The organism is Allobosea sp., assembly GCF_035944895.1.
Taxonomy (GTDB): domain Bacteria; phylum Pseudomonadota; class Alphaproteobacteria; order Rhizobiales; family Beijerinckiaceae; genus Allobosea.
The window spans coordinates 21,644-41,972 of record NZ_DASZAT010000014.1; the positions used below are offsets into that span (position 1 = coordinate 21,644).

At 67.2% G+C, this 20,329-nt stretch carries 18 protein-coding genes; 13 read left to right on the forward strand and 5 right to left on the reverse strand.

Annotated features, from left to right (window positions below):
* Window positions 1-4 precede the first annotated feature (4 nt).
* Window positions 5-787 (reverse strand): enoyl-CoA hydratase-related protein, encoded by a 783-nt coding sequence (locus VGV58_RS25515; protein ID WP_326876872.1) that lies wholly within the window; start codon window positions 785-787, stop codon window positions 5-7.
* 199 nt (window positions 788-986) lie between these two features.
* Between VGV58_RS25515 and VGV58_RS25520 the strand changes: the two genes are divergently transcribed.
* Both VGV58_RS25520 and VGV58_RS25525 read left to right on the forward strand, forming a co-directional pair.
* On the forward strand, window positions 987-2,246 hold the full coding sequence (locus VGV58_RS25520) for an acyl-CoA dehydrogenase family protein (protein ID WP_326876873.1): 1,260 nt from the start codon (window positions 987-989) through the stop codon (window positions 2,244-2,246).
* Window positions 2,239-3,117: an SDR family oxidoreductase gene (locus VGV58_RS25525; protein ID WP_326876874.1), complete on the forward strand. Its 879-nt coding sequence runs from the start codon at window positions 2,239-2,241 to the stop codon at window positions 3,115-3,117. The genes VGV58_RS25520 and VGV58_RS25525 overlap by 8 nt, the downstream gene beginning before the upstream one ends.
* A gap of 9 nt (window positions 3,118-3,126) precedes the next feature.
* On the opposite strand, the gene VGV58_RS25530 is transcribed toward VGV58_RS25525, so the two are convergent.
* A complete protein-coding gene (locus tag VGV58_RS25530; RefSeq protein WP_326876875.1) occupies window positions 3,127-3,861 on the reverse strand; it encodes a TetR/AcrR family transcriptional regulator in 735 nt (244 codons plus the stop codon).
* Window positions 3,862-4,168: 307 nt separating this feature from the next.
* Between VGV58_RS25530 and VGV58_RS25535 the strand changes: the two genes are divergently transcribed.
* From VGV58_RS25535 to VGV58_RS25580, 10 genes are all read left to right on the forward strand, one after another.
* Complete coding sequence (locus tag VGV58_RS25535) at window positions 4,169-5,131, forward strand: NAD(P)H-dependent flavin oxidoreductase (protein ID WP_326876876.1); 963 nt, start codon at window positions 4,169-4,171, stop codon at window positions 5,129-5,131.
* Window positions 5,132-5,464: 333 nt separating this feature from the next.
* Window positions 5,465-6,304, forward strand: a complete 840-nt coding sequence (locus tag VGV58_RS25540; RefSeq protein WP_326876877.1) for an ABC transporter ATP-binding protein — start codon at window positions 5,465-5,467, stop codon at window positions 6,302-6,304.
* Complete coding sequence (locus tag VGV58_RS25545) at window positions 6,301-8,253, forward strand: AMP-dependent synthetase/ligase (RefSeq protein WP_326876878.1); 1,953 nt, start codon at window positions 6,301-6,303, stop codon at window positions 8,251-8,253. Before VGV58_RS25540 ends, VGV58_RS25545 begins: the two co-directional genes overlap by 4 nt.
* On the forward strand, window positions 8,253-9,140 hold the full coding sequence (locus tag VGV58_RS25550; protein WP_326876879.1) for a branched-chain amino acid ABC transporter permease: 888 nt from the start codon (window positions 8,253-8,255) through the stop codon (window positions 9,138-9,140). Before VGV58_RS25545 ends, VGV58_RS25550 begins: the two co-directional genes overlap by 1 nt.
* 4 nt (window positions 9,141-9,144) lie before the next feature.
* Complete coding sequence (locus tag VGV58_RS25555) at window positions 9,145-10,218, forward strand: branched-chain amino acid ABC transporter permease (RefSeq protein WP_326876880.1); 1,074 nt, start codon at window positions 9,145-9,147, stop codon at window positions 10,216-10,218.
* A 37-nt stretch (window positions 10,219-10,255) separates the two neighbouring features.
* The gene (locus VGV58_RS25560; protein ID WP_326876881.1) at window positions 10,256-11,518 is read left to right on the forward strand and encodes an ABC transporter substrate-binding protein; all 1,263 of its coding nucleotides are present in this window, start codon (window positions 10,256-10,258) and stop codon (window positions 11,516-11,518) included.
* A gap of 55 nt (window positions 11,519-11,573) precedes the next feature.
* Complete coding sequence (locus VGV58_RS25565; protein ID WP_326876882.1) at window positions 11,574-12,365, forward strand: ABC transporter ATP-binding protein; 792 nt, start codon at window positions 11,574-11,576, stop codon at window positions 12,363-12,365.
* Window positions 12,366-12,374: 9 nt separating this feature from the next.
* Entirely contained in the window at window positions 12,375-13,607 is a 1,233-nt protein-coding gene (locus tag VGV58_RS25570) for a phenylacetate--CoA ligase family protein (protein ID WP_326876883.1), read from the forward strand.
* A gap of 157 nt (window positions 13,608-13,764) precedes the next feature.
* Window positions 13,765-14,553 carry an enoyl-CoA hydratase/isomerase family protein gene (locus VGV58_RS25575; protein WP_326876884.1) on the forward strand — a complete coding sequence of 263 codons (789 nt, stop codon included), beginning with the start codon at window positions 13,765-13,767 and terminating at the stop codon, window positions 14,551-14,553.
* 93 nt (window positions 14,554-14,646) lie between these two features.
* On the forward strand, window positions 14,647-15,720 hold the full coding sequence (locus VGV58_RS25580; protein ID WP_326876885.1) for an ABC transporter substrate-binding protein: 1,074 nt from the start codon (window positions 14,647-14,649) through the stop codon (window positions 15,718-15,720).
* A gap of 31 nt (window positions 15,721-15,751) precedes the next feature.
* On the opposite strand, the gene VGV58_RS25585 is transcribed toward VGV58_RS25580, so the two are convergent.
* Entirely contained in the window at window positions 15,752-16,462 is a 711-nt protein-coding gene (locus VGV58_RS25585) for an orotate phosphoribosyltransferase (protein WP_284169224.1), read from the reverse strand.
* Window positions 16,463-16,700: 238 nt separating this feature from the next.
* On the opposite strand from VGV58_RS25585, the gene pyrC reads away from it, so the two are divergent.
* A complete protein-coding gene (pyrC, locus tag VGV58_RS25590) occupies window positions 16,701-17,795 on the forward strand; it encodes a dihydroorotase (protein ID WP_326876886.1) in 1,095 nt (364 codons plus the stop codon).
* A 125-nt stretch (window positions 17,796-17,920) separates the two neighbouring features.
* On the opposite strand, the gene VGV58_RS25595 is transcribed toward pyrC, so the two are convergent.
* Window positions 17,921-19,207, reverse strand: coding sequence for an amidase (locus VGV58_RS25595; protein ID WP_326876887.1), 1,287 nt, complete (start codon window positions 19,205-19,207; stop codon window positions 17,921-17,923).
* 108 nt (window positions 19,208-19,315) lie between these two features.
* The gene (locus tag VGV58_RS25600; RefSeq protein ID WP_326876888.1) at window positions 19,316-20,296 is read right to left on the reverse strand and encodes a LysR family transcriptional regulator; all 981 of its coding nucleotides are present in this window, start codon (window positions 20,294-20,296) and stop codon (window positions 19,316-19,318) included.
* Window positions 20,297-20,329 lie beyond the last annotated feature (33 nt).

Genomic DNA, 20,329 nt, shown 5'->3' on the forward strand with positions numbered 1-20,329 from the left:
GCACTCACCGCCCGGTCCAGGCCGGCGGACGCTTTTCGGCAAAGGCGGCGAAGCCCTCGCGCGCATCCTCGGTGCGGGCCATGTTTGCCAGCATGAACTGGGCGTATTCGAGCGCGGCGTCGATCGACATCTCCCTGATCTTGGCGAGGCTCTGCTTGCCCAGGCGAATGCCGGTCGGCGACTTGTCGACGAGCCTGCCGACCAGCCAATTGGTCTTGGCGTCGAGATCGGCAGCCGGAACCGCGTAGTTGACGATCGCGCCAGCTTCCGGATCGCCGGCCCTGATCGTCTCGCCGGTGAGGCAGAGCTCCATCAGCCGGCGATAGGGCAGCACCCGCATCAGATAGGGCAGGATCATCATCGGGAAGAGCCCGACCTTGACCTCGGTCACCCCGAGCAGCACGTCGTCGCGCGCCACCACGAGGTCGCAGGCGCAGATCAGGCCGAAGCCGCCGGCCAGCGCATGGCCGTTGACCCGCGCCACCAGCGGCAGCCGGCAGGCATCCATCCGGCGCAGCAGGGCGGCGACGTAATGGCGAGGATCGGCGGCATCGATGGTGAAGGGCGTTCCGTCGGCATTCGGCTTGAGATCGCCGCCGGCGCAGAAGGCCTTGTCGCCGGCCCCGGTCAGGATGACGGCGCGCACCTGCGGATCGGCCTCGGCCTGGTCGAGTGCGGCAACGATTCCTGCGGCAACCGCTTCGTTCAGGGCGTTGCGGCGGCTCTCGCGATTGATCGTGACGACCAGCGCCGCGCCTTCGCGTCGGGTGATGATCTCTTCGCTCACGGGTTCCATCCCTGCGCGGCTCGCTGAGGGAGCCTTCGACGAATAAATGATTTCAATTCATTTGAGCTGTCAATAGCCGTTCCATGCTTGAATCGCGGGAACCGCTGCGCAAACGGATTATTCGATTTTATCACATTCAGCTGCGTTGACAGTCGGGATCGCTGCTGATGAAATGCGCTCAATAAGATCGACAAGCCAAATGGCGATGCCCGCACCGCTGCGTGACGAGGCGAGGGAGGAGATCGACGTGAACGCCGTGAACGGTAGCAACCACGCCAACGCCTTCGGCCTCGATGAGGAGCAGAACGCCATTCTCGACGGCGCCGATCGCTATGCCCGCGCCGAGCTCTATCCTCTGTCGCAGCGCATGGACGACGAGGAGTGGTGGCCGGACGAGGCCTTCCGGCAGATCGGCGCCAGCGGTTTCCTTGGCGCGACCATCCCCGAACAATATGGCGGGGCGGGGCTCGATCTGCTTCAGGCCGGGCTGGTCCTGCAGGGCTTCAGTCGCTGGAACCACGCCATGGCGCTCTCGGTCGTCGCCCATGACAATCTCTGCGCCAACAACATCTACCGCAACGGCAATGAGGAGCAGCGCCGCCGCTACTTGCCCGACCTGTGCTCAGGCAAGACCATCGGCGCGCTCGGCCTGACCGAGCCGGGGGCGGGCTCGGACGCACTCGGCTCGATGCGGACCACGGCTCGCCGCGAGGGCGACCACTACATCCTCAACGGCAGCAAGATCTTCATCACCAATGGCCCGGTCGCCGACGTGCTGCTGGTCTATGCCAAGACCGACAAAGAGCGCGGTGCCCACGGCATCTCCGCCTTCATCGTCGAGAAGGATTTTCCAGGGTTCAAGGTGGCGCAGAAGCTGGTGAAGATGGGCTATCGCGGCAGCCAAACGGCCGAATTGCTGTTCGAGGATTGCCGCGTCCCGGCCGCCAACCTCGTCGGCGCCGAGAACCAGGGCGTCGCCATCGTGATGAGCGGGCTCGATCTCGAGCGCGCAATGATCTCGCCGCTTTGCCTCGGCGTCGCCGAGCGGGCACTCGATCTCTCGATCGACTACGCCAAGACGCGCAAGCAGTTCGGCAAGCCGATCGGCTCGTTCCAGATGGTCCAGTCGATGCTGGCCGAGATGTACGTGCTGGTCGAGACCATGCGCAGCTTCAGCTATCGCACCCTCGCCGAGGCGGCGCCGCTCGAAGTCGGCGGTGGCGGGCGCGGCGACATCCACCGCCTGACTGCGGCCTCGGTGATGTATGCGGCGCAGGCCTGCCACGATGTCCTCGACAGGGCCGTGCAGGTCCATGGCGGCGCTGGCTATATCTGGGAATCGGAGATCAACCGGCTCTTCCGCAGCACCAAGCTGCTGGAGATCGGCGCCGGCACCACCGAAGTCCGCAAGATGATCATCGCCGGCGAACTGCTGAAGGGGATGGACCGCCATGGCTGAGGCCGATCCCCGCGAGTTCGGGCTGGAGGATGCCGATCTCGCCGTGCTGCCGACGGTCTACGGACCGGAGGCCTTCGCCGGCAAAACCGTCTTGATCTCTGGTGGCGCCGGCGGCATCGGCCGTGCCACCGCCTGGCTGCTTGGCCGGCTCGGCGCGCAGGTGATCATCGCCGGGCGCGACGAGGATAGGCTGGAGGCGGCGGCTGAGGCGATGCGCGCCGCCGGGCTCAAGGCGGCTGGCAAGACAGTGAATGTCCGTGATCCCGCGACGATCACAGCGCTGCACGACTGGATCGCGGCCGAATTCGGCGGCATCGACATCCTCGTCAACAGCGCCGGCGGTCAGTTCCCCCAGGCGGCGATCGATTTTTCGACAAAGGGCTGGAACGCCGTCGTCGACACCAATCTCAACGGTACCTGGTACATGATGCAGGAGGCCGCGCGGCGGTGGCGCGATGCCAAGCGGCCGGGCAGCATCGTCTCGATCGTGGTGGTGACGCGCCAGGGGCTGCACGGCGTCGCCCATACGATCGCGGCGCGCGCCGGCGTGGTCGGTCTGACCCAGGCGCTGGCGGTCGAATGGGCACCACTCGACATCAAGGTGAACTGCATTGCGCCGGGTGCGATCGAGACGCCGGGCTGGCGCGTCTACGCTCCCGAGCAGGTCAAGGCCTATCCGCGCTCCAACCCGATGATGCGTACCGCGACGACCTGGGAGGTGGCGGAGGCCTGCGCCTATCTGTGCGGGCCGGCGGCGGCCTATGTCACCGGCGAGGTGCTCCACGTCGCCGGCGGGGCGCAGCTCTGGGGCGAGACCTGGACGATCCCGCGCCCGGCCTTCTTCGACGGCCCGGGCAGCAGTGGCGGCTAGGCGATGATCTCAGCGCGGCCGAGCGGAAGCAGGTTTCGTCGGAGCGATCCCGGCCGCAGCCTCGAGCCGGGCCGTCGCCGTCTCCAGCCGGGCGACCACGCTCTCCATCGGCGAGGCTGGTTCGCTGCCGAGTGCCAGGCCGTGATGGACCAGATTGGTAATTGCATCCGCCATCTCGGCCGGGTCGAAATCGCCCTCGCCGCGCAGGAAGGCCCAGGTGCGATGCTCGATGCAGCCGAAGACGAGATCGCGCACCAGGTTCGGCGAGCTCTCGGGTCGCAGCTCGCCGGCGACGATGCCGGCTTTGACCACGTCGACCAGGCGATTGGTGTAGGCGCGATTCAACTCGAACAGATGCGAGCCGCGATAGTCCGGCGCCGGCCGGATCTCCTGGAACATCAGGCGCGACAGCGCCGGGTCGCGATGGATCGAGGTGAGGTGTGTGTAGATGATGAAGCGGATCTGGTTCCAGCTGCCGCGCACCGCAGCAAACTGCTCGGCATCGTCGCGCAGCATCTCCTCGAACCAGTGCTCGACGACCTTGACCAGCAATTCGCGCTTGTTGGCGAAGAAGCGGTAGATGCTGCCCTCGACCACGCCGGCGCGCAGCGCAATGTCGGTGATCAGTGCGTCATTGTAGCCCTTCTCGACGAAGACCTCCTTGGCGGCGGCCATGATGTCGGAGATACGCCGTTCGGGCGGGAGCCGGTTGACCTGGCGCTTCAGGGCAGTGCGGGGCGGCATCGATGATCCTTGCTGAGGCGAAGCAGCGGCGCGCTGGCGGGCCTCGTAAAACCGGTCGAAGGTTTTGCGCAAGACTGGGCCGGCGCAGCACTAATAAATACCATTCATCACTATCGCGCCGCAAGCAGGAACGCGGAGTACGCCGGAAGATCGGTCAGGGCATCGTCGGCAGAGTTCCGACTCGGGTGTCGCTGCCGCCTTCTGTTGGTCGCGGCGCCCGCCGAGGATTTGATAAGTCGCGTTCATTGATTTTATGCCGCGCCGCCTTGTGTTGCGGTCGGATATTGCATCGCTAGGGGAGGGATCCTTGCCGCTGCCTGCCGCTTTCGCCGGACGCCTGCGCGTTCCCGTCATCGCTGCGCCGATGTTCCTGATATCGGGGCCGGACCTCGTCGTATCCTGCTGCCGCAACGGTGTTGTTGGCAGTTTCCCGGCGCTCAACCAGCGGACCACGGCCGGCTTCGCCGACTGGCTCGACGAGATCGCCGGGCGGCTGGCTGGCGCGGACGATGCTGCGCCATTCGGCGTCAACCTGGTGGTCCATCGCAGCAATCCGCGGCTGGAGGCCGATCTAGCGGTCGTGATCGAGCGCAGGGTGCCGCTGGTGATCACCTCGCTCGGTCTCAACCGCGACCTGATCAAGGCGGTGCATGGCTATGGCGGATTGGTCTTCCATGACGTGATCAACCTCGCCTTTGCCGCCAAGGCGGCCGAAGCCGGCGTCGACGGGTTGATCGCTGTCTCGGCCGGCGCTGGCGGGCATGCCGGCCCGCTCAATCCCTTCGCCGCGCTGGCCGATATTCGCCGAATCTTCGACGGCACGCTCGTGCTTGGTGGAGCGCTGAGCAATGGCGCACAGGTCGCTGCCGCCCGGATGGCGGGCGCCGACATGGCCTATCTCGGCACGCGTTTCATGGCGACGCAGGAGAGCATGGCGCCCCAGGCGCTACGGTCCATGCTGCTCGATGCGTCCGTGGCCGACATTGTCTACACCCCGGCGATCAGCGGCGTGCACGGCAATTTCCTGCGTCCCAGCATCCTGGCGGCGGGGCGTGATCCCGACGATTTCAGCAAGCCGGCGAGCTATGATTTCGGCACGGCGGAGGCCAAGGCCTGGCGCGATATCTGGGCGGCCGGGCAGGGCGTCGGCGCGATCGATGACCTGCCGGCGGCTGCTGATCTCTGCCGGCGGCTGGCCGAAGAATACGAGGCGGCGTTGGCCGGCGCTACGCGTCTGTCGTGCCGGGTCGGTGCCGGGTTGGCGGGCTGAGCCGAGTTCATTGAGTTGCTCGCTGGGGATGGATGTCGAATGGTGTGGCTGGCCGGCCCGAATGGGGTACTTCGGACGTGCTCGTGCGAAAATTCACAGCTGCCGACAGGGTGGAAATTGGCTGGCGGAAGAGTTGACAGAAGAAGATGAATTCTATTCATTAGCTGCATCGAGCTGACGCCTATTGAGCCAAGAAGCCAGCGCAGCCGGGGAGGATGCCGTGGGAGTCAACGCCGTTCGCGCGGCGGCGCCGCATGCGCGCCGGGCGCCCGCAGATATCGCGGTCGGGGCCGCCGATTGCGGCCTTCTGGCCCGTCGTTCCGGGTGTCTCGAATGAATGAGGTTCAATACCGCTCCGCCGCGAGCGCCGCAGGCGCGCCCGTCGCGCTGTCCTGCACCGGGATCGAACGTGTCTTCGGCGGCTTGCGGGCGCTGAAGGGCGTCTCGCTCGATGTCCGCCAGGGCGAGATTCTCGGCCTCGTCGGCCCGAACGGCTCGGGCAAGACCACCATGGTCAACGTGATCACCGGCTTCTACCCGCCCAATGCCGGCAAGGTCAGCCTGTTCGGCGAGGATATCACCGCGCTGAAGCCGCACCGCGTCGCCGCCCGCGGCGTTGCCCGTACCTTCCAGAATCTCGCTCTGTTCAAGGGCATGAGCGTTCTCGACAACATCCTGATCGGCCGCCACACGCATATGAGGCCGAGCGCGCTCGGGGCGCTGTTCTACTGGTGGTGGGCGGAGCGCGAGGAGCTGGCCCACCGGCGCGTCGTCGAAGAGATGATCGAGTTCATGCAGCTGCAGGACATCCGCGACGAACCGGTCGAGGTCATCCCGCTCGGCCTGCAGAAGCGCGTCGAGCTGGCGCGCGCCCTCGTCGCCGAGCCGCGCCTGCTGATCCTGGACGAGCCGATGGCCGGCATGAACCAGGAGGAGAAGGAATATATCGCCCGCTTCATCCTCGATGCGCGCGAGGCCCGCGGTATCACCACCCTGATCATCGAGCACCACATGGACGTGGTCACCTCGATCTGCGACCGCGTCGTCGTCCTGAGCTATGGCGAGGTGATCTCGGAAGGCGAGCCGCAGGCAGCGATCTCGCATCCGAGCGTGGTCAGCGCCTATCTCGGCGAGCGCGCCGCCAAGCGCCATCAGGCCGGGAGCGCGGCATGACGGCGGCACCGGGCACGATCGGGGAGGTGGCCCACTGGCCCGTCGCCGCGAATGGCGAGCCGGCGACGTTGATCGCGGCGCTCGCCCGCAACGCGGCGCAATTCGGCGACCGCGTCGCCTTCCGTGAGCGGCGTTACGGCATCTGGCAGGAGCAGGACTGGCGCGAGGTCTTCGCGGAGATCGCCGCCATGGCGGCTGGCCTCGAAGAGGCCGGGCTGGTGGCCGGCGCCGCGATGACAGTGATCGGCGACAACCGGCCGCGGCTCTACTACGCCATGCTCGCCGCCAACATGCTGCGGGCCTTTCCGTCGCCGGTCTTTCCGGACGTGCCGCTGGAAGAGCTGATCGTCGCGACGCGGCATGGCGCGCCGCCCGTCGGTGTCGCCGAGGACCAGGAGCAGGTCGACAAGCTGCTGGAGCTCCGGGCCGCGACCGGGCGCGTCGCGACCATCCTTTATGACGACGCCCGTGGACTCGACGGCTACGATCAGCCCGGGCTGATGTCGCTTGATGCGCTGGTCGCGAAAGGGCGCGAACGGCTGGCGCGTGAGCCCGATCTCATCCGGCGTTTCGTCGATGGGCCGCAAGCCGACGACATCTCGGTGCTGCTGCATTCCTCCGGCACCACCGGCCTGCCCAAGGGCATCCCGTTGCGCCATCGCAACGTCACCGGCGGCCTGCTCAATGCTGGCGCCAGCGGCTATTTCCACAAGCACGAGGAGCTCTACGCCTATCTGCCCACCGCCTGGGTCGGCGATTTCGTCTTCACTCTGGGCGCCGGCATGATGATGGCGGCGACGATCAACATCCCCGAGCGGCAGGAGACGGTGATGCGCGACCTGCGCGAGGTCTCGCCGACCTTCTATCTCGCCGCCCCGCGCGCCTGGGACCAGATGCTGACGCGCGTCCAGGTCGGCATGAAGAACTCGACGCCGTTCAAGCGCTGGCTGTTCGAGACCACGATGGAGCGCGCCGTCGGCTTCGAGCGCAAGCGCCTGTCCGGTGGTTCGCTGACGCTGACGGAGAAGCTGCTCGACACGGTCGGCAACGTCCTGGTCTACGCGCCTTTGCGCGATCATCTCGGGCTCGGACGGGCCGAGCGTGCCTTCACCGGCGGCGAGGCGCTCGGCGAGGACACTTTCCTGTTCTTCCGGGCGCTCGGCATCAGGCTGAAGCAGTTCTACGGCCAGACCGAGACCTGCGCGCTGACGGCGGCGCAGACGGAGGGACAAGTCAAGCTCCACACGGTCGGCAAGCCGATGGTCGGCAGCGAGATCCGCATCGACGATAGCGGCGAGATCCTGGTCCGCTCCACCTCGGTGGTCGACGGCTACTATGACGACCCCGAAAGCAGCGCCAAGGCGCTGGTCGATGGCTGGCTGCACACCGGCGATGCCGGGCAGATCGACGCGGATGGCGAGCTCGTCGTGCTCGGCCGCGTCAGCGAGGTCGTGCGCACCGCCTCGGGCGAGCGCTACATCCCGAATTTCATCGAGAACCGGCTGAAGTTCAGCCCTTACATCCGCAATGTCGCTGTCATCGGCGCCGGGCGAGACCAGCTCACCGCGATCGTCTGCATCGATTTCGACGCGGTCGGCCATTGGGCCGAGGAACGCGGCATCTCCTATACCTCCTATGCCGAGCTCTCGCAGAAGCCGGAGGTGCAAGGGCTGATCGGGCAGGTGGTCAGGCACGTCAACGGCACGCAGCCGGAGGGCTTGCGGGTGCGGCGCTTCACCAACCTGCACAAGGATTTCGACGCCGACGACGGCGAGATCACCCGCACCCGCAAGCTGCGCCGCAATGTCATCGAGGCGACCTACGCCTCGCTGATCGAGGCGCTCTATGACGGCGCGAGCGAGACCGTGTTCGACGCCACCATCGCCTATGAGAACGGGGAGCGCGGCGTGATCCGGCGGACGCTCAAGATCAGCGAGGTCGTCGCCTGATGGACTGGATCCTGCTCGCGGAACTCTCGGCCAACGGCGTCTTCGTCGGCCTGATGTATGCGCTGGTCTCGCTCGGCATCGTGCTGATCTACAAGACCTCCGGCACCGCCAATCTCGCCCAGGGCGCGATCGCCATGACCGGCGGCTACGTCACCTGGGCGCTCGCAACCCTGGTCGGTCTGCCGATGTGGCTGGCGATTCCGATCGCGCTCGTCGGCATGTTCGGCTTCGGCCTGCTGATGGAGCGCATCGCGCTGCGCCGGATGATCGGCCAGCCGGTGATCATGACGATCATGCTGACGCTCGGCGTCGAGATCATGCTGCGCGGCCTGCTGCCGGGCATCTTCGGCGCGGCGGTGAAGCGTCTCGACATCGGCCTGCCGCAGCAGCCACTCTTCGTCGGCGAGCTCCTGCTCAACCGCTCCACGCTGATTGGCGGCTCGATCTCGCTGTTGCTGATCCTGCTCTCGCTGTTCTTCTTCAACTCGCGCTTCGGCGTGGTGATGCGGGCCGTCGCCGACGACCAGACCGCGTCCTGGTCGGTCGGCATCAGGGTCGAGCGGGCGATCGCCGTCGCCTGGGGGCTCGCTGCCGTCTCCGCCACCGCCGCCGGCGTGCTCTGGGGCAGCACTCAGGGCATCGACTGGTCGCTTTCGCTGCTGCTGATCAAGGCGCTCGCCATCGCCATCCTCGGCGGCCTCGACTCGATCCCGGGCGTGCTCGTCGCCGGCGTCATCGTCGGCGTCGCCGAGAGCCTCGCCACCGGCGTGCTCGACCCGCTGGTCGGCGGCGGCTCGCGTGACGTGGTCGCGGCCGTGATCATCCTGGTGACGCTCCTCCTCAAGCCGCACGGCCTGTTTGGCCGCCACCATATCGAGAGGGTCTGACGCCGTGTTCTATCGTCGCGCCGGCATCCGCCACACGCGCTATCAGGACGAGCGCCAGCTGTTTCCGCTCGGCTTCGACCGCGGCCTGATCATCGTGGTCATTGCCATCCTGCTGGCGGCGCCCTTCATCTTCGACCGGCTCTATGTCTCCGGCTACCTGCTGCCCTGGCTGATCTGGACCTCGGCAGCGCTCGGCCTCAACCTCCTGATGGGCTGGTCCGGCCAGATCCATCTCGGCTATGGCGCGGTGATGGGCATCGGCGCCTATGGCTCGGTCCATCTGGTGCGCCTCGGCGTGCCGCTCGAGATCGCCATGATCGCCGGCGGCCTGCTCAGCGCCACCATCGGCACCATGTTCGGCGGCGCCGCGCTGCGCATGAAGGGCATCTATCTGGCCATGGCGACGCTCGCCATGCAGTACGTCGTCGACTTCGTCATCTCGCATTCCTCGGTGATCAGCGGCGGCTCGCTCGCGACCTTGCAGGTGCCGCCGGTCCGCTTCCTCGGCATCCCCCTGCAGGGCGATCTGCCGACCTATTACCTCGCCTTCGGCGTCTGCTTCGTCATCACCCTGTTCATGCTGAACGTCCGGCGCACCAGCTTCGGCCGGGCCCTGGCGGCGCTGCGCGAGAAGGATTACGCCGCGCAGATCCTCGGCATCTCGACCTTCCGCTACAAGCTGCTCGCCTTCTGGGTCTCGTCCTTCATCGGCGGTGTCGTCGGCTCGGTGCTGGCGGTGACCTATCTCAGGGCGATCTCGCCCGACCAGTTTCATATCGAGCTCTCGATCCAGATCCTGGCGATGATCATCGTCGGCGGCCTCGGCAGCGTGCTCGGGCCGTTCTTCGGCACGGCGCTGATCCTGTTCGCGCCGATCCTGCTCAACAACCTGCTCGGCTTCACCGCGAGCACGCTCGGCTGGTCCTTGCCGATCGACCTGCGCGCGCATCTGCCCCTGATGGCCTATGGCGCGCTGGTGATCGGCTTCCTGCTCTACGAGCCGCTCGGCCTCGCCAAGATCTACGCCAATTTCCGCAATTACTTGCTCGTCTGGCCGTTCCGCCATGCCCAGCGGTGACGGTGCCTCAATCAACGACAGGGCTGGAGGAAACAGGATGTCGCTCGATCGCCGTTCTTTCATCGCCGGCTCGGCCGCGCTCGCTGCGCCGTTTGCGCTGCCGGTGCGGGTCTTCGCCCAGGAGAAGATCGTCCGCTTCTCGCTGCCGCAGGACTTCACCCGCATCTACACCTTCGTCACCTCGGAATATAACCAGGGCCAGCGCGACTACTTCACCCTCGTCAATGATCGCGGCGGCGTCAGTGGCTACAAGATCGTCGCTGACATCACCGACCACGCCAACGATTTACCCCGCGCCATCGAGGCCTATGAGCGCGGCAAGCGCGAAGGCGCCGTGCTGATCGACCCGCTCTCGACGCCGGTGGCCCGCGCGCTCGTGCCGCGCGCGCTCGAAGACAAGATCAACATGATCACCGCCTATTCCGGCCGCAGCGATGCCGCCGATGGCAGCGCCTTCCCCTATGTGCTGCCGCTCTCGATCAACTACTGGACCCAGGCCGGCCTGATCATCGAGCAGTTCAAGAAGACCGAGAAGGGCAGCCTCAAGGGCAAGAAGATCGTCTTCGTCCATATCGACACGCCCTTCGGCAAGGAGCCGCTGCCGATCCTCAACGTGCTCGCCAAGAAGGAAGGCTATGAGCTCACCGCCTTCCCCTATACGCCGCCGGGCAACGACCAGTCGGCGATCTGGCCGCAGGTGCGCCGCGCGCGGCCCGATTTCGTGATCTTTTGGGGCGCCGGCGTCGGCCAGACCGTGGCGCTGACCGAGGCGATCCGCAACGGCCTGCCGATGGACCGGGTCTCCGGCAGCGTCTGGCTCTCCGAATCCGACATGGACGTGGTCGGGCGCGAGGCGGCCAAGGGCGTGATGAAGGTCGAGCCCTGCGTCGGCGGGCGCGAGCCCAAGGTCATCAAGGACATCCTGGCCGAGGTCGTCGGCAAGGGCAAAGGCGCCGGCCCCGAGAACAAGGTCGGCACGGCCTACTACAACTACGGTGTCCAGATGGCGACGCTGATGGTCGAGGGCGTGCGCAAGGCGGCCGAGAAGGCGCCGAACGGCCCGGTCACTGGTCCCTGGCTCAATGAAGGCCTGCGCTCGATCACCAACTTCACGGCGGAAGGGCTGCTGCCACCGACCACGATCACCAAGGACGACCACCAGGGCGGCGGCATGGGCCGGATCGCACGCTGGGACGGCGCCAAGTTCGTGCCGATCACCGATTGGTTCTCCGCCAACCAGGACGTGGTCTGGGAGGAGATTCGCAAGAACTCGGACGAGTTCAAGAAGACAGGGAAATGACGAGGTCCGGGCGGCGCGTCTCTGACGCGCCGCCCGCCATTATCGGATCGGGCCGATGACGCTGCTGGCGCTGAACAATATCGAGATCGTCTACGATCAGGTCTTCCTCGCCGTGCGCGGCGTCTCGATCGAGGTCCCCGAGAAGGGGCTCGTCGCCGTGCTCGGCGCCAACGGCGCCGGCAAGAGCACGGTGCTGAAGTCGATCTCCGGCCTGCTCAAGCCCGAGCGCGGCGCGGTCACGCGCGGCGAGATCAGCTTCGATGGCCGCTCGATCCTGGCGGTCGATCCGCCCGAGCGCGTCCGTCTTGGCATCGTCCATGTGCTCGAGGGACGGCGCGTCTTCGGCCATCTGACGCCGAAGGAGAACCTGATCGCGGCGGCGACCATGCATCGCGAGCGCGGCCATGTCACAGCGCTGATCGACAGGATGTTCGAGACCTTCCCGCGTCTCGCTCAGCGGGCCAAGGCAGAGTCCGGCTATCTCTCCGGCGGCGAGCAGCAGATGCTGGCGATCGCCCGAGCCCTCATGACCGAGCCGCGCCTGCTGATGCTCGACGAGCCGAGCCTGGGCCTCGCCCCGTTCCTCGTCGACGAGATCTTCGACATCGTCCGCCGCGTCAACGAGCGCGACGGCGTCGCCGTGCTGCTGGTCGAGCAGAACGCCACGGCGGCGCTGGAGATCGCCCAGTACGGCTACCTGATCGAGAATGGCCGCATCCTGATGAGCGGCGAGGCGGCGGTGCTGAGTGCCAATCCCGACGTCGCCGACGCCTATCTCGGTGGCCACGAGAAGGTCGACTACCACGCGGTCAAGCACTACCGGCGCCGCAAGCGCTGGTTGGCTTGAGGCGGCGCCATGGCAAAGCACTACGACCGCCTGGAAACGCGCGCGCCGGCGCGCCGCGAGGCCGAGCTGTTCGGGCGGTTGCCGCAGGTGATCGCAGCGGCGAAAGCCTTGCCGGTCTGGCGCCGGAACCTGCGCGGCATCGAGCCAGCTGAGGTGACCGACCGGACATCGCTCGCCAAGCTGCCGGTGCTGCGCAAATCCGAGCTGTCGATGATCCAGCGCGCGAAATTGCCTTTCGGTGGCCTGCTGCCCGGCCGCCCCGGTGATTATCGCCGTCTGATGATGTCGCCGGGACCGATCTTCGAGCCCGAGGGCCATGACGACGACCCCTGGCGGGTCGCACGGGCACTCGCCGCGACCGGCGCCGGCTGGCGCGACATCGTGCTCAACACCTTCTCCTACCACCTGACGCCCGGCGCCTGGTGCTTCGATGCCGGGGCGCGCGTGCTCGGCTGCGCGGTGATCCCGGCCGGGCCGGGCAATAGCGACGCCCAGCTCGATCTGATCGAGGCCTATCGGCCGACGGTCTATGCCGGCGTGCCGGATTTCCTCAAGATCCTGCTCGACCTCGGCGCGGCGCGCGGGCGCGATCTCTCCTCGCTGAAGCGGGCGGTGGTGTCGGGCGCGGCCTTCCCGCCTTCGCTGCAGGCCGAGTTCCGCGCGCGCGGCATCGACGCCTATCAGTGCTACGCCACGGCCGAATGCGGCATCATCGCCTATGAGACGCCGGCCCGCGAAGGCCTCGTCCTCAACGAGGACATCATCGTCGAGATCCTGCGGCCCGGTACCGGCCAGCCGGTGGCGGAAGGCGAGGTCGGCGAGATCGCGGTGACTATCCTCGACCCGAAGAAGCCGCTGATCCGCTTCGCCGTCGGCGATCTCACCGCGACGTTGCCCGGGCGCTCGGCCTGCGGGCGCACCAACCAGCGCATCCGCGGCTGGCTCGGGCGGGCCGACCAGTCGGCCAAGGTCAAGGGCATGTTCGTGCGACCGGAGCAGGTCGCGGCGGTCGCAGCACGGCACCCGGAACTCGGCCGCTGCCGGCTGGTGGTGACGCGTGCCGGCGAGGCTGACGCGATGTGCTTCAAGGCGGAGGCTGCGGCGCCGGGGGCAGGGCTGGCCGAGGCGGTAAAGACCTCCGTCCGCGATGTCTTCAAGCTGAGCGGTGCGGTCGAGCTGGTGGCGCCGGGGACATTGCCCAATGACGGCAAGGTCATCGACGATACGCGGGCGCCGGGGTGAGCTTCACCCATCGGGCCGTCATTCCGGACAAGCGGCGCAGCCGCGCAGCTCCGGAATCCATCGAAGGGCGTCGTGCTCTACGATGGATCCCGGAGTTCCGCTTCGCTCCATCCGGGATGACGAGGGAGTTTGAGCTTGGGCGGCAGGAGGTGATGCGATGAGCGATCCGGCGGGCGAGGTGGTGGGCACGCAGCGGCAGGGCCCGATCCTGACCGTGACCATGAACCGCCCCAAGGTGCTGAATGTCCTCGACGAGGCGATGGCGGACGCTCTCGTGGCAGCCTTCTCCGGGCTTGCCGCCGACGCGTCGATCCGCGCGGTCATCCTGGCCGGGGCAGGGCGCTCCTTCATGGCCGGTGGCGATCTCGCCCGCTTCCAGGCCGACCTTCCGGGCGCGCCGCAGACTGCGACGAAGCTGATCGACCGCTTCCACACGCTGATGCGGCTGATCAAGGCGATGCCGCAGCCGGTGATCGCCGCGGTGCAGGGGCCGGTCGCAGGCGGCGGCGTCGGGCTCGCTCTCGCCTGCGATCTCGTCGTCGCTGCGCAGGATGCGAGCTTCCTCTCGGCCTATACCAAGCTCGGCACCAGTCCCGATGGCGGCACCACCTGGACACTGACGCAATTGCTCGGCCCGCGCCGGGCTCTGGAATTCGTCTTGCTCAACGAGGCTGTGAATGCGCAAACCGCGCTCCAGCTCGGCCTCGTCAACCGCGTCGTGCCGCATGGTGAGCTGATCGAGACCGCGCGAACCATGGCGGAGAAGCTCGCCCGCGGCAGTGTCGGCGCGCAAGGGGCGAGCAAGGCGCTGGTCCAGGCCGCGACGCATGGCTCCTTCGACGCGCAGCTCGACCTGGAGAAGCAGAACTTCGTCGCCAACGCCGCCACGGCGGATTTCCGCGAGGGCATCGCCGCCTTCTTCGAGCGCCGGCCACCGAAATTCTGAAATCGGTTGACTGCGCTGCGCCTACGCTACTGACGTCCATCGGCGCGATCCCGGCATAGTGCGACCGAAACGCCGCCCGGGAGATACCGACGCATGACGACGCCTATCCGGATCGGTGCCCTGGCACCGCTGTCGCCACCTGGCTGGGTGGAGGCAGGCCAGCATCTGCTCGCGGGGCTCGAGCTTGCTGTCACTGACGTCAATGCTGCCGGAGGAATCCACGGAAGGCCACTCGAGTTGATCGTACGCGACACTGCGGCCGACCCGCAGAGGGCGGCGGCCGCCGTCGACGAGCTGGCCGGTCTGGGCGTCGTTGCGCTCGCGGGCGAGTACCACAGCGTCGTCGCCCGCGCCGCTGCGGCCAGGGCCGATGCCCTACACCTGCCATTCCTCTGCTCCTCGGCGGTGCTCGATGCGCTCACCGAGCAGCCGACGGATTGGGTTGCCCGGATCGCCCCGGCGCAGTCCCGGGGCTGGCGGCTCTACGCTGACTTCCTGCTAGGCTTGGGGCATCAGCGTATTGCCGTCGCGACCGTCCCGAGCGTCTACTGGGCCTCCGGGACACGTATCCTGTGGGATCATCTCGCGCCGCATGGCGGCAGCGTCATCGAATTCGAGATGAACTCGCTGACGCCTGCCGCGCTCTGTGACGAACTTGCCGGCAAGGGCGCCACGGCCCTGCTGCTCCTGGTCGGCCATCCGGAGCCGGCGGTCTCGATCGTCAAGGCCGTCCGCAGCGATCCGCGCCTTGGCGGTGTCCTGATCGGCGCGCCGGCAGGGCCGCCGGAGCTGCCCGAATGGCTGGCGTTGCTGGGCGAGGGTGGGGCCGCGATCCCGTTTTTGCGCTATTTGCCGGAGCAGCTTCCGCTGCTCGGTGTGCGGGTCGAGGCGGCCTTGCGCCGGCAGCTTGCGCAGGCGCCGTCCTTCGTGGCTTTCGAGGGCTACGACACGATCGCCGTTCTCGCCGAGATGTTGAGAGCTCGGGGCACCGATGGCGCGCGCCTGGCCGAAGCCTGGCCGAACATCTCGGTCGAAGGCACGCGCGGGCCAATCCGCTTTTCGCGCGAGCCGGGGATCAGCGTTTGGCAATGGACCTGGCCGCCGATCCAGATCGTCGATCGGGAGCCTGCGGCACCCGATCGTTTTCGTGTCCTGCACGCCGGCTGAGAGCCTGCGGATCGGAGCTGATTTTGGGTCTTCAGCCGGTCTTGGCCTGGTTGAAGTCCGAGATGCCGCCATGCGCGGCCGACCACTTGGCCGGCTCGTTGAGGAAGCTCTCGACCTCGGCCAACACCTTCGGCTCGAAATGCCCGCTCGCCTTGGCGACCTTGAGCACGTCCCACCAGGTGGTGAGGTAGTGCAGGCCGACGCCGATCTCCTTCATCATCTCGCGGCCCTGCGGGAAGATGTCGTAGTAGAACAGCACGAAGCAGTGATCGACCTTGGCGCCGGCGTCGCGCAGCGCCTTGCAGAAATTGACCTTGCTGCCGCCGTCAGTGGCAAGGTCCTCGACCAGCAAAGTGCGCGCGCCTTCGACCACTTCGCCTTCAATCTGCGCATTCCGGCCGAAGCCCTTGGGCTTCTTGCGGACATATTGCATCGGCAGCGACAGGCGATCGGAGATCCAGGCGGCGAAGGGAATGCCGGCGGTCTCGCCACCGGCGACGATGTCGATCGATTCATAGCCGATGTCACGCACGATCGTCGTGGCGGCGAAGTCGATCAGCGAGGAGCGCAAACGCGGGAAGGAGATGATCTTGCGGCAGTCGATATAGACCGGGCTCGCCCAGCCCGAGGTGAAGATGAAGGGCTTGTCGCTGTAGAAGTGGACCGCCTTGATCTCCAGCAGCATCTTGGCCGCTTCGAGCGCGATGGTCTCCCGGTCGACCGGCATGTAAAGATTCGACATGGTCTCGTTCTCCAGGGCCAGCGCGCGCCATCCTTCGCCGTTTGCAGGCGTTGGCGCGGCTCGTGTCAAATTCGCAAACGGCCCCTTCTCGACAGGTTGTCGGTGAAGGTCAATCCCTCCCGCGCACTGTCCCCGGCAGGATTGTTTCGATGTACTCGCGCGGCCTCGCCAAGGCGGCTATGGAAGGCCGGCTCGCTGGCGGATTCGTTTGGCGGGCAGGTCAGCACAGGGGCAGGTCATGAGCGTCACGGAACTCTTCGGCAGCAGCGAGGCCAAGGCAGCCATCCCGGCGCAGACCCTGACGATCCGCCGGCCGGACGACTGGCATGTGCATCTGCGCGACGGCGCCATGCTCAAGGCTGTGCTGCCCTTCACCGCCGCGCAGTTCAAGCGCGGCATCATCATGCCGAATCTGGTGCCGCCGGTGACCTCGGTTGACGCGGCCTCAGCCTATCGCGAGCGCATCTTGGCGGCGCGGCCGGATGGCAACGACTTCACGCCGTTGATGACCTGCTATCTCACCGACACGACCAATCCGGACGAGATCGAGCGCGGCTTCCGCGAGGGCGTCTGGGCTGCCGCCAAGCTCTATCCCTCGGGCGCGACGACCAACTCGCATCACGGCGTCACCAGCATTCCGAAGCTCGCCCCTGTGCTGGAGCGGATGGAAAAGATCGGCATGCCGGTTCTCGTCCACGGCGAGGCGACCGACCCGGCCGTCGACATCTTCGACCGTGAGGCGGTGTTCATGGAGACCGAGATGCTGCCGCTGCTCGGGCGGCATCAGGGCCTCAAGGTCGTGGTCGAGCACGTCACCACCGCCGAGACGGTCGAACTGGTACGCGCCCATGCCGGCCGCGCGGCCGGCACGGTGACGCCGCACCACCTGATCATCAACCGCACCTCGATCTTCCAGGGAGGATTGCGGCCGCATCTCTATTGCCTGCCGGTCGCCAAGCGCGAGCGCCATCGCCTCGCCTTGCGCAAGGCGGTCACCTCGGGCGACGGTAATTTCTTCATCGGTACCGACACTGCTCCGCATCTGCGCAGCGCCAAGCAGGCCGAATGCTGCTCGGCCGGTGTCTTCGGCGGCGCCACCGCCTTGCAAACTTACGTCCAGGTCTTCGACGAGGAGGGCGCACTCGCCCATTTCGAGGCTTTCGCCTCGGAGAACGGCGCGCGCTTCTACGGCCTGCCGCTGAACGAAGGTACGATCACGCTGGAGAAGCGGCCCTGCCGCGTCTCTCCGACGGTGGCGGTCGGCGAGGAAGACGTCGTCATCTTCCGTGGCGGCGAGGAACTGCCCTGGTCGCTGGGCGAGGTGAGGGGCTGATCCTCGACGTCATGCTCGCCCTTGTGGCGAATAGCCACGTCTTGAACACTGCGCTATCCGAAGGAAGACGCGGATGGTCGGGACAAGCCCGACCATGACGGGAAGGGCGTCCGCGCCCCTGAGACTCAGCCCGCCGCAGCCGGCTCGATCAGCTTGGCGATGTTGAGCAATTGTTGGTCCCGTCCGGCGACTGCGCTCAGCATCAGCCCGCCCGAGAGCTTGTCGCCGAGCGGCATCGGCAGCGAGATCGAGCACAGGTCGAACAGGTTGCCGAAGGCCGGGTTGCGCAGGATCAGGCGGTTGGCCGCGAAGAAGGCCTCGTCACCGGCCTCCATCGCGGCGATCGTCGGCGCCTCGATCGGCACGGTCGGAGCCAGGAAGCCGTCGAGCCCGTCGAGCTGGGCTTTGAGCCTGGCGATCAGCGCCCGGCGCTTCTCCATGGCGATGATGTAATCGGTCGCCTTGCAGGGCACGCCGATGGCGATGCGGGCCGCGACGCGCCGGTCATAGGCATCGGCCTTGCTGGCCAGCAGGTCGCGATGCACGGCCGCCGCCTCGACCGTGACGAGCGGCACCGGGCCGACCGCCAGCATCTCCTTGTAGAACCCGTCGAGATCGACCGGCTCGATGGCGATGCCGAGCCGTGTCACGCGCTCGATCGCCGCTTCATAGGCCTTGGCGACGGAGGGATCGGCCTCGGCCAGGAAGCCGCCGCGCGCCACGCCGAGGCGGATGCGGCCGGGCGAGATGCCGTCCGCCAGATCGAAGGGCCGGTCGGCCAGCACCGAGAGCAGGCGCGCGCAGCCGGCGACGTCCTTGGCCAGCGGGCCGATCGAATCGAGGCTCGGTGCCAGCGGGAAGCAGCCCTCGTCGGGGACCGTCTTGTGCGTCGGCTTCATCCCGGTGATGCCGTTGAAGGCGGCGGGAATGCGGCAGGAGCCGCCGGTGTCGGTGCCGACGGTCAGCTCCGACGAGCCTTCCGCCACCGAGACTGCCGCGCCCGAAGAGGAGCCGCCGGGGATGCGCGCCTTGTCGACCGCGCTGCCAGGCGTGCCGAAGGTGGTGTTGAGGCCGATGCCGGAAAAGGCGAACTCGGTCATGTTGGTCTTGCCGATGATCACCGCGCCGGCACGGCGTAAGCGCGCCACCGAAGGCGCATCCTGCGTTGCGGCAGGCGCGCCTTTCAGCGCGCTGGAGCCGGCCCAGGTCGTGACCCCCTTCACATCGAGCAGGTCCTTGACCGAGACGATGGTGCCGTCGATCGCGCTCAGCTGCAGCCCGGTCTCGCGCCGGCGGTCGGCGGCGTCGGCCTCGGCACGCGCGGTATCGAGCAGGAGCTTGGTGAACACCGGGGTGCCGTCGCCGATGCTGGCGAGATTGGCTTCGAGCTTGTCGCGGACGCTGCGGGACATCGGGCGGACCTGGCTGGTGGCGGAAGCGCGCGGCGGATGCCGGCGCATCTGGTTAGGCCAGTTCGCTATGTGATGGAACCGCCGGCCCGTCATCCCGGCCTTGCGCGGCTAGGCGGCTTGTTCCGGCCGATGAGCGAGTGCCTCCGCGGCCACGCCGCCGGGGCAGGGTAGCAGCGGCTTGCCTTGAAGCAACGCGTTCCGGGCGAATAGCTCGGCGAGCCAGTCGACGAAGACGCGGACCTTGTTGGAGAGGTGGCGGTTCGGCGGATAGATGATGTGCAGCGGCTTCGGCTTGGTGCACCAGTCGGTCAGGACCGGCACGAGCCGGCCGGCGGCGATATGCGCCATCGCCATGAAGGTCGGCACCTGCATGACGCCCAGCCCCGCCAGTCCGGCGGCGACATAGCCGGTCCCGTCGTTCAGGGAAACGACATAGTCGCCCTGGATTTCGATCGTCTCCTTCGGGCTGGCGAAGGTGAAGGGCATGATGCGGCTGGTGCCGGCCCGGCGATAGCCGATCGCGAGATGGCCATCCTCCAGATCGCGCGGGTGCTGCGGCGTACCGTGCTTGGCCAGATAGCCGGGTGTCGCGCAGGTGATCAGCATCATCTCGCCGATGCGGCGGGCGATCAGGCTCTGGTCGTCGATTTCGCCGGCGCGGATGGCGAGGTCGAGATTCTCGCCGATCAAGTCGGCAGGCCGGTCGGACAGGCCCATGTCGATCTGGATCTCGGGGTAGCGCGCATGGAAGCCGGGCAGCGCCGGCAGGATGATGTCGGTGGCGAACGAGGCACTGACGTCGACGCGCAGCCGCCCGCTCGGCCGGGCCTGTGAGGAGGTCATGCTCTGGTCGAGCTCGTCGATCTCGCCGAGCACGCGCAGGGCCCGCTCGTAATAGGCGGCGCCATCCATCGTCACGGTGACGCGGCGCGTCGTGCGGTTGAGCAATTGCGCGTGCAGATGGCCTTCGAGCTGTTGGATCAGCTTGGTCACGGTCGGCTTCGGCAGGTCGAGCAGTTCCGCGGCGCGGGTGAAGGTGCCGACTTCGACGACGCGCACGAAGGCGCGCATGGCGTTGAGCTGGTCCATGGCGAGGCTCCGGATGCCCTGTCGATTGTTTCC